Annotated in this window: 9 protein-coding genes; 8 read left to right on the top strand and 1 reads right to left on the bottom strand. The window is 67.9% G+C overall.

What is annotated here, in order from left to right:
- Positions 1-1,837: 1,837 nt before the first annotated feature.
- A complete protein-coding gene (gene dnaA / locus ACWEOZ_RS05570; RefSeq protein WP_451909561.1) occupies positions 1,838-3,811 on the bottom strand; it encodes a chromosomal replication initiator protein DnaA in 1,974 nt (657 codons plus the stop codon).
- Between the two features lie 613 nt (positions 3,812-4,424).
- Between dnaA and rpmH the strand changes: the two genes are divergently transcribed.
- The 8 genes from rpmH to ACWEOZ_RS05530 all read left to right on the top strand — a co-directional run bounded on the left by rpmH (position 4,425) and on the right by ACWEOZ_RS05530 (position 11,176).
- Positions 4,425-4,562, top strand: coding sequence for a 50S ribosomal protein L34 (rpmH, locus tag ACWEOZ_RS05565; RefSeq protein ID WP_125812322.1), 138 nt, complete (start codon positions 4,425-4,427; stop codon positions 4,560-4,562).
- A gap of 34 nt (positions 4,563-4,596) precedes the next feature.
- Complete coding sequence (rnpA, locus tag ACWEOZ_RS05560) at positions 4,597-4,953, top strand: ribonuclease P protein component (RefSeq protein ID WP_451909560.1); 357 nt, start codon at positions 4,597-4,599, stop codon at positions 4,951-4,953.
- A complete protein-coding gene (yidD, locus tag ACWEOZ_RS05555) occupies positions 4,950-5,219 on the top strand; it encodes a membrane protein insertion efficiency factor YidD (protein ID WP_451909559.1) in 270 nt (89 codons plus the stop codon). The genes rnpA and yidD overlap by 4 nt, the downstream gene beginning before the upstream one ends.
- 1 nt (position 5,220) lies before the next feature.
- The gene (gene yidC, locus ACWEOZ_RS05550) at positions 5,221-6,264 is read left to right on the top strand and encodes a membrane protein insertase YidC (protein WP_451909558.1); all 1,044 of its coding nucleotides are present in this window, start codon (positions 5,221-5,223) and stop codon (positions 6,262-6,264) included.
- A 161-nt stretch (positions 6,265-6,425) separates the two neighbouring features.
- Positions 6,426-7,001, top strand: coding sequence for a Jag family protein (locus tag ACWEOZ_RS05545; protein ID WP_360546674.1), 576 nt, complete (start codon positions 6,426-6,428; stop codon positions 6,999-7,001).
- Between the two features lie 6 nt (positions 7,002-7,007).
- Positions 7,008-7,835, top strand: a complete 828-nt coding sequence (gene rsmG / locus ACWEOZ_RS05540) for a 16S rRNA (guanine(527)-N(7))-methyltransferase RsmG (RefSeq protein ID WP_451909557.1) — start codon at positions 7,008-7,010, stop codon at positions 7,833-7,835.
- Positions 7,836-8,825: 990 nt separating this feature from the next.
- A complete protein-coding gene (locus ACWEOZ_RS05535) occupies positions 8,826-10,091 on the top strand; it encodes a ParA family protein (RefSeq protein ID WP_451909556.1) in 1,266 nt (421 codons plus the stop codon).
- Positions 10,088-11,176, top strand: a complete 1,089-nt coding sequence (locus ACWEOZ_RS05530; protein ID WP_451909555.1) for a ParB/RepB/Spo0J family partition protein — start codon at positions 10,088-10,090, stop codon at positions 11,174-11,176. Before ACWEOZ_RS05535 ends, ACWEOZ_RS05530 begins: the two co-directional genes overlap by 4 nt.
- Positions 11,177-13,488: the final 2,312 nt, after the last annotated feature.

Below are 13,488 nucleotides of genomic sequence, written 5' to 3'. Positions count from 1 at the left end.
CCCACTGAACTCTATGGCGCGGGTCGGCGCAGCATGCGTCCGACCCCGGTGCTGTGGGTAAGTCAGGGATGGTTCGGACCGCCGAGCGGCTCATCCACACCTTCCCCAACGCTGATGATTGCTTTTTGGATTTCCCTGAAGAAGACATAGTCGTCTTCATCGGTCCTGTGCAAAGTGTGGAGAACTCCCGTCTGCGCAGGTCAGCGGGTTATCCACCGGTGATTCACATGTGGGAAACCAGGGTACAAACCCCGGTCTGCGTCCACAGTCGTCGACCCGACTCCGGTTGTCCACCGTTGTCCACCGTCTGTCCACCGGTTATCCACCGGGTTTGTGCCCAGGCCTGGGGATAACGCCGGAACGCTACCGGCTCGTCGTCCCCAGAACCTTCAACAGGAAATCCACACGCGTCCACAGCCTGTGAGGACAGCCGTGACGGTGTGTGTCTGTCCACATCGATTTCCCCAGGCCCCATCCACATCTGTGGGGTACGGCCCCGAAGGTTTTCCACCGCTGGGGATAACTTCCTGTGAACGCCTGTGAACTGCTGTGGATAACGTTGGCACGATCCCGTCTCGTCGCGGCGTTGACACGAACGGGGTGGGGATAAGCCGACCGATCCGGGGGCGGGGTCGGGTGGTGCGGATGTCCCGCGGGGCCGGGCGAGGGCTAAGCAGGATCGGGCGAGACCTCCGCGGGTGGCGGGTCCTTGGTCCGGCGAGGGGGCGCGGTCCGTTATCCGCGATGGCGCGGTGCGTTATTCGCGAGGGGCGCGGTCCGTCGTCCGCGGCGGGTACGCCGTGAGGCCGTGACCCTGGACCTCCTGCGCGGTGACGGGGGCGAGGGGCTGCTCCGTCGCCGTTAAGGCGCGGTCAGTCGTGCGGTGGGGCGCGGTCAGTCGTGCGTTGGGTGCGGCTCGGCCTTCTTGGCATGAGGGCGGCGGGCTCTGTTGCGCGATACGAGGTCGTCGGCCGGTGACGCGGCGAGTTTCACGCCACGGTGGTCTGGACTGCGCTCGGCCGGGTGACCGCCTTCGTCGGCTGGGTGAGGCGATCTCGATCTTGATGCAGATCGAGTTGGCGGCGGCTTTGGCTTGGCGGCGCGAACGGCGCCGATCGAAAGATCCGCTGTCCTCGGTCGTGGCAGGGGTTCGCCCGGCGGCTGAGGGATCCTTCTAGGTAACTCCCCGACCTGGCCGACCGGACCTCGCCGACCGAAGCTGGCCGAGCGAATGTGGCGGACCGAATGCGGTGGACCGAGACCAGACTGACCGGACATGGCTGGCCGACCTGTGCGGCCGGCCGTGGCCGGCCGGAGCTGGCCGACTGGACGGGGTCGACCAGATCTGCCGACCGGACGTGGGCGGCCAGATGTGGTCGACCGGATGTGGCGGCCGAATGCGGTCGACCGGGACCAAGCTGCCCCGAACATGGCCGGCCGACGTGTGCGACTGGACCAGGCCGACTGGACCAGGCCGACCGAACCAGGCCGACTGGACCAGGCCGACCGCCCGGCTGAGCGGACCTGGCTGAGCGGACATGGCTGAGCGGACATGGCTGAGCTGACGTGGGCGACTGACAGCTGCGGAGCCATTTCGCTTCGTCCGCCACGGTGATCAGCGAGCTCGTCGAACCACCGGACGATTCCTCATCCCAGCGAAGACTTGGCGGCCGAGATGGTGCGCACCCGGCGATGACCAATGGGGACGGCCGTCGGCGGACGGGTCAGCCCGGCGGAGGATCGCCGGGCTTGAGGTGGTCCTGGCTGATTGCTGTGGTCGCTTGAGCCGATGTTGCGGTTGTAAAAGCCGCTGCGCGTACCGGAAAAAAAAGAAGATCTAGGTGTTTTGTTTGATGCGGTTGGTCAGCTCGGCGATCTGGTTGTAGAGGGATCGCCGCTCGGCCATGTGCTGGCGGATTTTTCGGTCCGCGTGCATCACCGTGGTGTGGTCGCGGCCGCCGAAGGCCTGGCCGATTCTCGGCAGGGACAGCTCCGTCAGTTCGCGGCAGAGGTACATCGCTACCTGGCGGGCGTTGACCAGCACTCGCGACCGGGAATGGCCGCGGAGGTCTTCCAGGCTCACGCCGAAGTAGTCCGCCGTGGACACCATGATCTGGTCTGCCGTGATTTCCGGGCCGGCGCCGTCCGGCATGAAGTCGCGCAGGACCTCTTCGGCCAGTGAGAGCTGGACCGACGACCGGGTCAGGCTGGCGAAAGCGGTGACCCGGATGAGGGCGCCCTCGAGTTCGCGGATCGAGTTCGAGACGCGGGAGGCGATGAATTCCAGGACGTCGTCCGGGGCGTACATGCGTTCCTGCGCGGCTTTCTTCTGCAGGATCGCGATGCGGGTTTCCAGGTCCGGCGGCTGGATGTCGGCGAGCAGGCCCCATTCGAAGCGGGTGCGCATCCGGTCCTCGAGGGTGGCCAGCTGGCGCGGGGAGCGGTCCGAGCTGATCACGATCTGCTTGTTCGCGTTGTGCAGCGTGTTGAATGTGTGGAAGAACTCTTCCTGGGTGCGCTCGCGATTTTCCAGGAACTGGATGTCGTCGATCAGCAGGATGTCGACGTCGCGGTAGCGGCGCTGGAAGGCCTGCGTCTTGTCGTCACGCAGGGAATTGATGAAGTCGTTGGTGAATTCCTCGGTCGAGACGTAGCGCACCGAACGGGCGTGGCCGAGCGTCGTCGCGTAGTGGCCGATCGCGTGCAGCAGGTGCGTCTTGCCCAGCCCGGAACTGCCGTAGATGAACAGCGGGTTGTAGGCCTTCGCCGGGGACTCGGCGACCGCGACCGACGCCGCGTGGGCGAACCGGTTGGACGAGCCGATGACGAACGTCTCGAACATGTATTTCGGGTTCAGCCGGTTGCCGTCGTTGCCGCCCGGCCGGCGGTCGCGGTCCTGGCCGCGCATGTCCATCGGGGCGCGGCCCGGGCCGTTGTCGCCGCCGTGCCTTATCTGCAGGGTGTCGTCGCGGCGGTCCTGGCTGTGCATGGTCGGGCGCTCGTCCGGGCGGCGCTGGTTGTCGCGCAGCTGGGCCGGGTCGGTGGCGATCCGGCGGCCGGTCGATTCGTTCGGCGTCTCGGCGAAGTGCGGCATCTGGCGCGGGGCCTCGCGACGCTGCGGCTCTGCTTCCGTACGGGTCTGGGCCTGGGCCTGCTTCTCCTGCTGGTCCTCGGCGGCTGTCTTCGGGCCTTCCGCCGGGCGCACCGGCATCGGGAGCGGCGCGGCGAACAGGGCGTCCTGGCCGTCCCGGGAGTCGCGGGCTGACGGGACGGCGCGCGGGAACGGCGCCTGGGCGGAACCGGTCGGTCCGTCGGCCGATTCGTAGCTCTGCTCGTACGACTTCTCGTAGCCCTGATCGTAGTTGTCCTGGTGACCGAAGGACGGGGGCTGTGGATAGCGGTCCGGGTAGGCCGGCGGCTGCTGCTCCGCGTAGCGCGGCGGCTGCTGTTCGGCGTAGTGCTGCTGCTGGTCCGCGTAGTGGGCGGGCGGCTGGGTCGGCGGCTCGGGAGGCGGCGTGCCGTAGACCGTGCCCGGGCGGCCGGTGCCGTCCTCGGGCGGGCGGACCGTCACGGCCACCTGGATCGGCCGGCCGAGCCGGCGCGACAGGGCCTCGGTGATCGCCAGCCGCAGCCGCGACTCGATCACATCCCGGGTGTACGTGTCCGGCACGGACAGCAGCGCGGTGTCCTCGACTATGGCGCGCAGCCGGGTGAGCCGCAGGTACGCACGCTGCTGAGCGGACGCGATCTCGTCCGCCAGCTCGTCCGTCGCAGCGGTCCACACCCCGCCAAGGTCGACCGTATCGGCCACCGCCGCGCCACCCCCATCGCCACCGGTCTCCCGGTGGCCTTGTCCGGCTTCCGCCGCCCTTGCCAGTCGTCACCCGTACGGGCCACGGACCGGCTACCCCCAACCCAGCACATCCAACGTGCTGAACATGTACGGCGCCACCGGCTGTCCACAGGTTATCCACAACCTGTGCACTCGTCGGCGGTCGCTCCCCGGCCGGTTGGTCGGCGGACTCCCCCGGAGCCTGTGCTGGCGCGCGGGAAAACAGGCTCACCTGGCGAACGATTAACCGGCTCGTCCGGTTTTGGCCGACTCGACGCGTCAGCGGTGCAGACCAGCAAACGGGCACGCTAACAGCGCGGCGGCACCCGCATCAACCGCCGGTACCCACCCCGGGGCAGACCTGGCACGAAAAGATTCACTCCGTGCGCAGACGGACCAGCGTGCGTGACGAAGCACCGTACGGGGAAGTGATCTGTCGGCGTGCCGACCGCACGATGGTTGACCACCCCGGGGGTGCTGCGTAGGGTCGGGCGGTTGCTCCGCCGCGCTCTGCTAAAGTGGCGTCTTGCAGCTTTGATGCCCCCTGGACGCCTACGGTCGCGTGGGTGCCCTACGAAGACGGAGTTTTGACGTGAGCAAGCGCACTTACCAGCCGAACAACCGCCGTCGCGCGAAGACCCACGGTTTCCGGCTGCGCATGCGTACCCGTGCCGGCCGCGCCATCCTCTCCACCCGCCGCGCCAAGGGCCGCGACAAGCTGTCGGCCTGAGCCGACGCTGGTCCGGCCGGATGTCCAGGTAGTCGTGCTGGCCGCGGCGCAACGACTGAGGCGCAGCACTGACTTCGCCGCAGCGGTTCGCGGTGGGCGCAGGGCCGGGCGCAGCACGGTGGTCGTCCACCTTCTTATCGATGAGCCGGCGCAAGCCTCCACGGCGCGCGCCGGCTTTGTCGTGTCCAAGTCCGTGGGCAACGCGGTGACCCGTAACAAGGTCCGTCGGCGGCTGCGGCACCTGGTGCGGCCCCGCCTCGCCGATCTCCCGGACGGCACTTTGCTGGTGGTTCGCGCACTGCCCGCCTCGGCGTCGGCGTCCTTCGAAACGCTGGGGACCGACCTCGATGCCGCCCTGGCCGCGGCCCGGTCGAGCCGGCGGCGGCGATGAGCACGCCACGCGGGCCGGTCGCCCGGGTGCTGACGTGGGGGATCGTCGCGTACCGTCGTTACCTGAGCCCGGCACTGCCGGCCCGCTGTCGGTTCTACCCCTCGTGCAGCGCGTACGCCCAGGAGGCGCTCGCGGTGCACGGCGCTTCCCGAGGGACCGCCCTGGCGATCTGGCGGCTGGCGCGCTGCCACCCCTTCCACCCTGGCGGGTTCGATCCGGTGCCTGACCCGATCCGTCACCGTCCTGCTGATGTGACTGGAGCATGAATTGAGTCTCGACTGGATCTACATCGCGATCTCGTGGATCCTTCTTCGCTGGCATGACCTCTGGGACGCGATCGGCGTCTCCGACGGCAGGGTGCTGGGCACCAACTGGTCCTGGATCCTGTCGATCGTCTTCCTGGTCGTGACGCTGCGGGTGATCCTCTTCCCCGTCTTCGTCAAGCAGATCAAGTCCCAGCGCGCCATGCAGGCGCTGCAGCCCAAGGTCAAGCAGCTGCAGGAGAAGCACAAGGGCGACCGGGAGACGCTCCAGAAAGAAATGATGGAGCTGTACAAGGTCGAGAAGGCCAACCCGCTCATGGGTTGCCTCCCGATGTTCCTGCAGATCCCCGTCTTCCTGGGCCTGTTCCACGTGCTGCGCCGGCTCAACCCGGACAACGCCAACCCCACCCTGTACGGCTGGACCGCCGAGCAGTTCCGTGAGGCGACCCACTCGGCGCTGTTCACCGCGCCGCTCCCGGCCCAGTTCGGCTCGTCCGCGGCCGACCTGGCCCGGCTCGGCGCGTCGAACGGCACCGTGGTCAAGGTCATCGCCGCCATCCTGGTCCTCACCATGATGGCGACGACGTACCTCACCAGCCGCCAGATGATCCTCAAGACCGGCTGGGCCGAGGACCCGCAGCAGAAGATGATCCAGCGCCTGATGCTGTACGGCATCCCGCTGTCGCTGCTCGTCTCCGGCTCGCTGTTCCCCATCGGCGTGGTCATCTACTGGGTCACGAACAACCTGTTCAGCCTGGCCCAGCAGCAGTGGGTGCTCCGCAAGTTCCCGCCGCCGCAGATGTCGAACGCCAAGACCACCGCGTCGTCGGCCCGTCCGGCCGGTGCCACCAGCGCCAAGGCCGGCGCCAAGGGCCCGCAGAACCCGGTGCAGAACGGCCGTACCGGTGGACTGTTCGGCCGCAAGCCGGCCGCCCAGCCGGAGCCGAGCACCCCGGTCGTGGACACCAAGGCCCTCGCGCCGAAGCCCGGCGCCAAGCCGGTGAACCCCAAGAAGGGCGCGCGACCCGCGAACAAACCACAGGGATGACGCAGCTGCGGTCCGGGCCACGCCCGGGCCGCGCGCGGCCCTGCCGGGGCGGCGACAAAGACCTCCTCGCGCCGGCGCCGACCTGATCGTTCCCAGGCGGCACCGGCGCGGGAAACAGCGGACCGAGCAGGTCCGGCCCGAGTGAGTACGGAGATGAGACCGTGACCGACACCAGCACTCCCAGCGCAGAGCAGTCCACCGAGGAGACCGCTTCCGCCACTGCCGCGGAGTCCGCCGGTACCGAGGAGACCAAGAAGTCGGAGACCGTCACCTCGGACTCCGACCTGTTCCGGCAGAGCGAGATCGCCGCCGACTACGTGGAGGGCCTGCTCGACATCCTCGATTACGACGGTGACATCGACGAGCTCGTGTCGGCGGGCCGCCCGATGGTCGAGGTCGTCGGCGGCCGGCTGCAACCGCTCGTGGGCCAGCGCGGCGCGACGCTGGAGGCGCTCCAGGAGCTCACCCGCCTGGCGATCTTCCGGGCCACCGGCTCGCCGAGCCGGCTGCTGCTGGACATCGGCGGCTACCGGGCGACCCGGCGCAAGGAACTGACGGCGGTCGCCCGCAACGCGGTCGAAAAGGTCAAAGAGCACGGCGATCCCGTACGCCTGGAGCCGATGTCGGCCTTCGAGCGCAAGTGCGTGCACGACGTGGTCAACGCGATCCCCGGCGTGCAGAGCGAGTCGGAGGGCGTCGAGCCCAGCCGCCGCATCGTGGTCCGTCCGGCTGACTGAGCTGACATGACCGACCCACGCTTCGGCGCGGGTGACGACGGCCCGGGCGCTGTGGTGCCCGGGCCGTCGTCGTCCGCGCCTGTCTCCCCTTCTCCTGACGTTCCGCCTGCTTTCGCGGCGGCGGCCGAGAGCGCCTTCGGCGACCGGCTCGCTCTGGCCACGCGGTATGCGGAGCTGCTCATCACCGACGGCGTTGTCCGGGGCCTGATCGGCCCGCGCGAGGCCCCGCGGGTCTGGGAACGGCACCTGATCAACTGTGCCGTTATGTCCGAGATGATCCCGTTAGGTGCTTCAGTAACCGACGTCGGGTCTGGTGCCGGTTTGCCCGGTATCGTGCTGGCAGTGGCTAGGCCGGATCTCACGATCACGCTGGTCGAGCCACTGGCACGACGAACCGCTTTCCTGTCCGAAGCGGTGACCGCTCTCGGCCTCGACCCGACTGTCACAGTCGTCCGGGGCCGCGCTGAGGACGTCGCCGGTGGGCCCCCCGCCGCCGCCGACATCGTCACCGCACGCGCGGTCGCGCCACTGGACCGGCTCGCCGGTTGGTGCCTGCCCCTCGCCGCCGTCGGCGGCCGGCTCCTGGCGCTCAAAGGCGCCTCGGCCGCCGAGGAGGTGGCAGAACACCACCAGGCGATCAGCCGGCTCGGTGGTGGCGACCCGGTCGTCCGGCTCTGCGGAGCCGGACTGATCGATCCGCCGACCACGGTCGTCGAGATCGTGCGGGAGCGGGCCGTCGTGGCACCAAGGCCGAGGCCGTCCGGAAGGACGGCCGACCCGGGCCGCTCCGCCGGTGGGCGCGGCTCCGGGAAAAGGAGATCGCGGAGGGGATAGATGGCCAGGCGGGGCGTGCGGAAACGAACGGGAAAGCTCCCACGACCCCAGCGAGGCCCGGATACGGGCCGGCCTGTTGCTGGTTCCCCTACTGATGGTTCTGGTGGGCCGGGCGTTGGTTCTGCTGCTGGTCCACTCCCGGGCGGCGTCGCCTCGGCGGGCTCTGGTCGTGGCTCGGCTTCGGCGGTTGGCGCCTCTCGTCTTGGCTCGGGGACTGATACTGCCTCGACCGGCGGCTCCTCGAGGGGTGACGCCGTCGGGTCCGGCGACGCCGTCGGGTCCGGTGACGCGTTCGTGTCCGATCGGTACGCCGGAGGATCACCGGGTGGTCGTCGAGTCGCTCACTCGACTGCGGACGCGGGCACTTCCCATCTTCCTTCTGGAGCGAGCACTTCTCGCCCTGGCTACTCCTCGGCGCCTCCGGGCTCTTCCTCTGATCTAGGCGTTGCTTCTCCGCCCGGAGAATCCTCAACAGGTCGTACCTCCTCGGAGGGTGCCTCTTTAACGCCCCCGACCTTGTCGACCAACCCGATCAGCATGCCGCCCGATCCCGTGTGCATCTTGCCGGGCGTAGGAGGTGGGAAGGACCCGGCGGCGGTCCTCCGCGACCTATCCCATGCTGACGGGAGCGCTCTGGATGAGCCCCACGCCGGACCGTCGGCGGACTATGTGCGCTCGCTTGGGGGACCACAGTTCGGGGCGGGACGCGATGTAATAGAGGTATCCGGACTGGACGAGAATGGTGCTGGGACCGCCGGCGACAGGGTGAAGATGCGGTTGGTGCCCGGATTCATGGTCTTCGAGGCGTCCGATGGGCTGTTGGGATCAACTCATCAGGCGGACAACCGTGGCGACGCTCGCCCGGCGGCCGTAGGCTGGCCGCGCGTCGATAGTGTGGACCGGACGGTGGGAGTGTCAGACGCCCCGCCGCTTCCTGCCGGACCGCACGCTCGCGGTGCCGACCCAATCCAAGCAGGCAGGGACAAAACGGTGCATGAGTATGGCAGGGGCCCGGACGGTGCCCCAGGCTGGGACCGTGTTTCACGTGAAACCGATCCACACGCCGGCTCGGATCGAAGCGGAAGCTTGAGTGTGAGCTTCGACAGTGGGGAGCAAGGCGTGCCGCAACCACGTACGGGGAACGGCGGGCAGGTGTACGGCACCCCGGTGACGGAGCCCGAGGTCAGCGCGTCGGAGCCTCGACGCCCTGCTCCGGCGCCACGGTCGGGGCCTTCGTCGGCGCCGGTTTCCGGTTCTGCGACCGTACCGTCGTCGGCTCCTGTCTCTGCGGCACCGGCCGCGCCGACGGCCGTGGCGACGCAGCCGTCCGCGGACGGCGCGGCGGCAGACGAGCATGTTTCACGTGAAACGCCGGACCGGGATGAGGACGATCCGCCCCTCGCCATGGAAGCGTTGCGAGCTGTGCAGATCCTCAACCCGAGCGGCGAGATCCACATGCCGCGCCCCGACCATCCGCGGGTGCTCTGCGTCGCGAACCAGAAGGGCGGCGTCGGCAAGACGACCACGACGGTGAACCTCGCGGTGGCGCTGGCCCTGCACGGCAACCGCGTACTGGTAGTCGACCTCGACCCGCAGGGCAACGCATCCACCGGCCTGAACGTCCCCCACCACGCCGGCGTGCCCGACGTCTACGACTGCCTGATCGACAACGTGCCGCTCGCTGAGGTGGCGCAGCCGGTCGAGGGCATCCCGAACCTGTACTGCGTCCCGGCCACCATCGACCTGGCCGGCGCCGAGATCGAGCTCGTGTCGGTGGTGGCGCGTGAGTCGCGGCTGCAGCGCGCGATCGCCGGGCACCCGGAGAAGTTCGACTACGTCTTCATCGACTGCCCGCCATCGCTTGGCCTGCTGACGGTCAACGCGCTCTGCGCGGCGCAGGAAGTGCTCATCCCGATCCAGTGCGAGTACTACGCGCTGGAGGGCCTGAACCAGCTCATCAACAACATCAACCTGGTGCGTCAGCACCTCAACCCGACTCTCGACGTCTCCACCATCCTGCTGACGATGTACGACCGCCGGACCCGCCTGGCGGACGCGGTTGAGCAGGACGTGCGGAACCACTTCGGCTCGAAGGTGCTCGAGGCCGTGATTCCGCGCAACGTCCGCGTGTCGGAGGCTCCGAGCTACGGCCAGTCCGTGATGACCTACGATCCGGGTTCGCGGGGCGCCACGAGCTACTTCGAGGCAGCTCTGGAAATCGCGATGCGCGGGGTCAACACGGGAGGCGCGGCATGAAGAACCGTCCACGGGGCGGCCTGGGGCGTGGCCTCGGCGCATTGATTCCCACCGCTCCCCCGGCGGCCGGTGGCACGACGACGACCGAGGAGCCGCCGCCGCCTCCCCCGGCTGCTGTTCCGGATCCGACACCGGCGCCTACCTCAGCCCCGGCTTCGGCGCCGCCTGCTGCTGAGGCGACTGCGCCGCCGCAGTTCACTGCGCCGGCTGAGCCGCCCGCGTCGGCGCCGGTAGCCGAGGACGACAGTGGTCTCGCTCCGGTGCCCGGCGCTCGCTTTGCGGAGCTGCCGGTCACTGCGATCGAGCCGAACGCGAAGCAGCCGCGGCACGTCTTCGATGAGGAAGCGCTCGAGGAGCTGAAGACCTCCATCCAGGAGGTCGGCTTCCTCCAGCCGATCGTGGTCCGGGACGTCGGCGGCGGCCGGTACGAACTGGTCATGGGTGAACGGCGCTGGCGTGCCGCCCAGGCCGTCGGCAAGGAGACGATCCCCGCGATCATCCGCGACACTCGCGATGATGCGATGCTGCGGGATGCGCTGCTGGAGAACATCCACCGGGCCAACCTGAACCCGCTCGAAGAGGCGGCTGCGTACCAGCAGCTGCTCGAGGAGTTCGGCGCCACGCACGAGGAGCTGGCTCGGCGAATCGGCCGGAGCCGCCCGCAGATATCGAACACCATAAGGCTGTTGAACCTGCCGGCGCCGGTGCAGCGACGGGTCGCGGCTGGAGTGCTGTCCGCGGGGCACGCTCGGGCATTGCTCGGGCTCGAGGACTCCGACGCGCAGGAGCAGTTGGCGCTTCGGATCGTGGCGGAAGGGCTTTCGGTTCGCGCGACCGAGGAGCTCGTGTCGCTGGCGATCGCGGACGGGCCGGTGAAGAAGTCGGCGCCGACGCGTCGGGCGAAGGTGCACGCGCCGGCGCTGAACGATCTGGCTGACCGGCTGTCAGACCGGTTCGATACGCGGGTCAAGGTCGACATCGGCCGGAACAAGGGCAAGATCACTATCGAGTTCGCGACGGTTGACGACCTGGAGCGGATCGTGGGGATGATCGGCGTGGAAGAAGAAGGCGCCGAGTCTGACTGATCGTTCGCCGCCACGGCTGGGTGGCGGTTGTGGGGTTGTGGAATGCAAGGCACGTGATTCGGCGGATCACGTGCCTTCTTCATGTCCTGGCTTCGGTGGAGCGTACTCGTTACTAAGGGTGACTTCGGAGCCGCCGTGGAGGGACGAATCGGTTCTGTCAGAGCCATTCTCCTGAGGTTTTTGGTTGGGGTGGATCTTCGAGATGGGCGAAATCTGACGCCCAATTCGCCCCGGTTCGCGGCTCCGTCTCGATCAGGCGTCTCGTTCGGCTCTGATCATGATTTCAGCTCATGTTTGGAATGCCGCAGGCTTGTCGGCTCAGCACCTCCGAAGGACGCCGGGCGATGTTCGAGTGCCGCAGCTCTGTGTGGCTCGGTCGCCCCAAGGGCCATTTCGGCCAACCGCGACGTCGCATGGAAGTCCAGGAGGTGTCGGCGAAAGTCTTTCCCCTTCGGATCGCTTGAGCGGATCGATCCTCGCCGCCGGTCGGGTGGTTGTGCCGAGCGAGGTGCGGACTGCTCGCCGAGGTGTAGCGAGTTGGGCCGTGTGGTGCCGTCGTTGTTTGCCAGGACCTTGGTCTCGGTCCGGTCCTCCGTGCGCTTGAGGACAACTGTTGCGCCGTGGCTCGGGCCGCGGTTTGACCCGAGTCCATGCCGGCTGCTGAGCACGACAGTCACTGGTGCTCAACTTCGGTGTCGGTGCGCTGGCGACCGTTCATCGCCTTCGTCTGTTTCCGGGGGCGCGGCCGGTGGGTCGGACAGCCCCTCTCGCTGCCCAACTTTCGACGTGCTCCTGTGATCGCAGGCTCCGTGCTGAGATGCAGCTTTCCCTCGGAACGTCGTGCTGTGGCTGGGGTCTGAGGTGATCGCGTCGATGAGCCGCTGGAATGAAGGGCGTAGAGACAGAGTGCTCGCGGGTCTAACTTCGTCAAATATTGTGGACCTGAGGGAGCGTGATCGACTCGGGTCGTCCGCGCAGCGAGGAAGCCCGGTCTCTAGCGAGGACCCGCCATGAGCAATGCCGGGTCGCGCATCTTTAGAGAAGGAAGGCGCTGGGCGTGATCCGAAATGGCTGCCGGAAGCGACTTCAGTTCTGACAGCCGTAGTCCGCCCCGGCAGAGTCGACGCCCTTGAAGGATTGGGGATGAGACGGGGTGAGCTATGAAGGCATCCTCTTGATCCAAGCGAGGGTTGGTTGCTGACGAGGCCAACTCCGCTGGCTTTCGGCAGAAGCGGGTTGATGATGCGCGAGCGGATGGGGCCTTGGCTAGTTTCACGTGAAACAGGCTAAGGCGCTTCGACGCGAGGCAGTTCCCGCTCGCGACCTCGAGTCAGATCTTCAACCCCGGTGAGTAGTCGTGGGGCGCCGGTTCAGCTTCGGACTGGCATGCGATTGTTCAAGCACCAATCTGTGGTGGGCCAGGTGTCCTGGCCAACGGGACTCGAGTGAGCCAGGGACCGGTCTGGCCGACGAGCTGATGAAGTCGGTAGAACTTTGAGAACCGCGGAGATGCTTGCCCAACAATCCATACCGCTCGGGTTAGCCAATTGCGGTCAGGATGCCAGCCGTCGGACCGCATTGGGAGGCTGTGCATCGCTGAGAGCCGAGCGGCTCGAGCGCGGTGATGAGATTGCCACGGAACGCCAGGAGGACCGTCATTGCTCCGTCTCTCGTGGCGGCTGTCGGGCAAGGCTGGGCACCCGTCTGGCGAATGACTGGGCTATGCCGAAGGGCGGCTCGGCCAAATGGCGACGGCTCGCCTTGCCTGCTCCAGTCGACAGAGGGCTCCGAGCTGGAGCTGCAGAACAGAGCAGCCGCAGCGCCAGGTTTCACGTGAAACTGTGCGGCAATGCCTGGATTCTCGCGCGGCGGGGCTAATCCGACTCCGGGCCACCCGTGCTCTGTGCTGTTGTCGCGCCAACAGCTTTCGGTGTTGGTATTGAGGACTAGGGCAACGCCACTGACGCCGGCCACCCAAATCTCAACGATGTCGCTCCCCCGCTGTGGCGTTCGTTTCACGCGCAGCCCTGGGGTCACGTCTCAGGTCGAGCTTGAGTTCGTATCTCGGCTGACTTCCGTGGAGGAGCCATGGCTGCCGTGACGTTGAGCCCGGGTCGGTGTCTTAAAGGCTGGGCAGTCAGAGGCCGCCCAAGCGACCGACGGCAAGCAGTCGTCAGTTCCACGTGAAACAGAGGCACTGTCACAATTGCCGGAGCCCGGAGCCCGGAGCCCGGAGCCCGGAGCCCGGAGCCCGGAGCCCGGAGCCCGGAGCCCGGAGCCCGGAGCCCGGAGCCCGGAGCCCGGAGCCCGGA

The sequence above is a fragment of the Actinoplanes sp. NPDC004185 genome (genome assembly GCF_053603475.1).
Note: the sequence above shows the minus strand (reverse complement) of the source record. Positions and strands in the feature narration are given on the sequence as shown.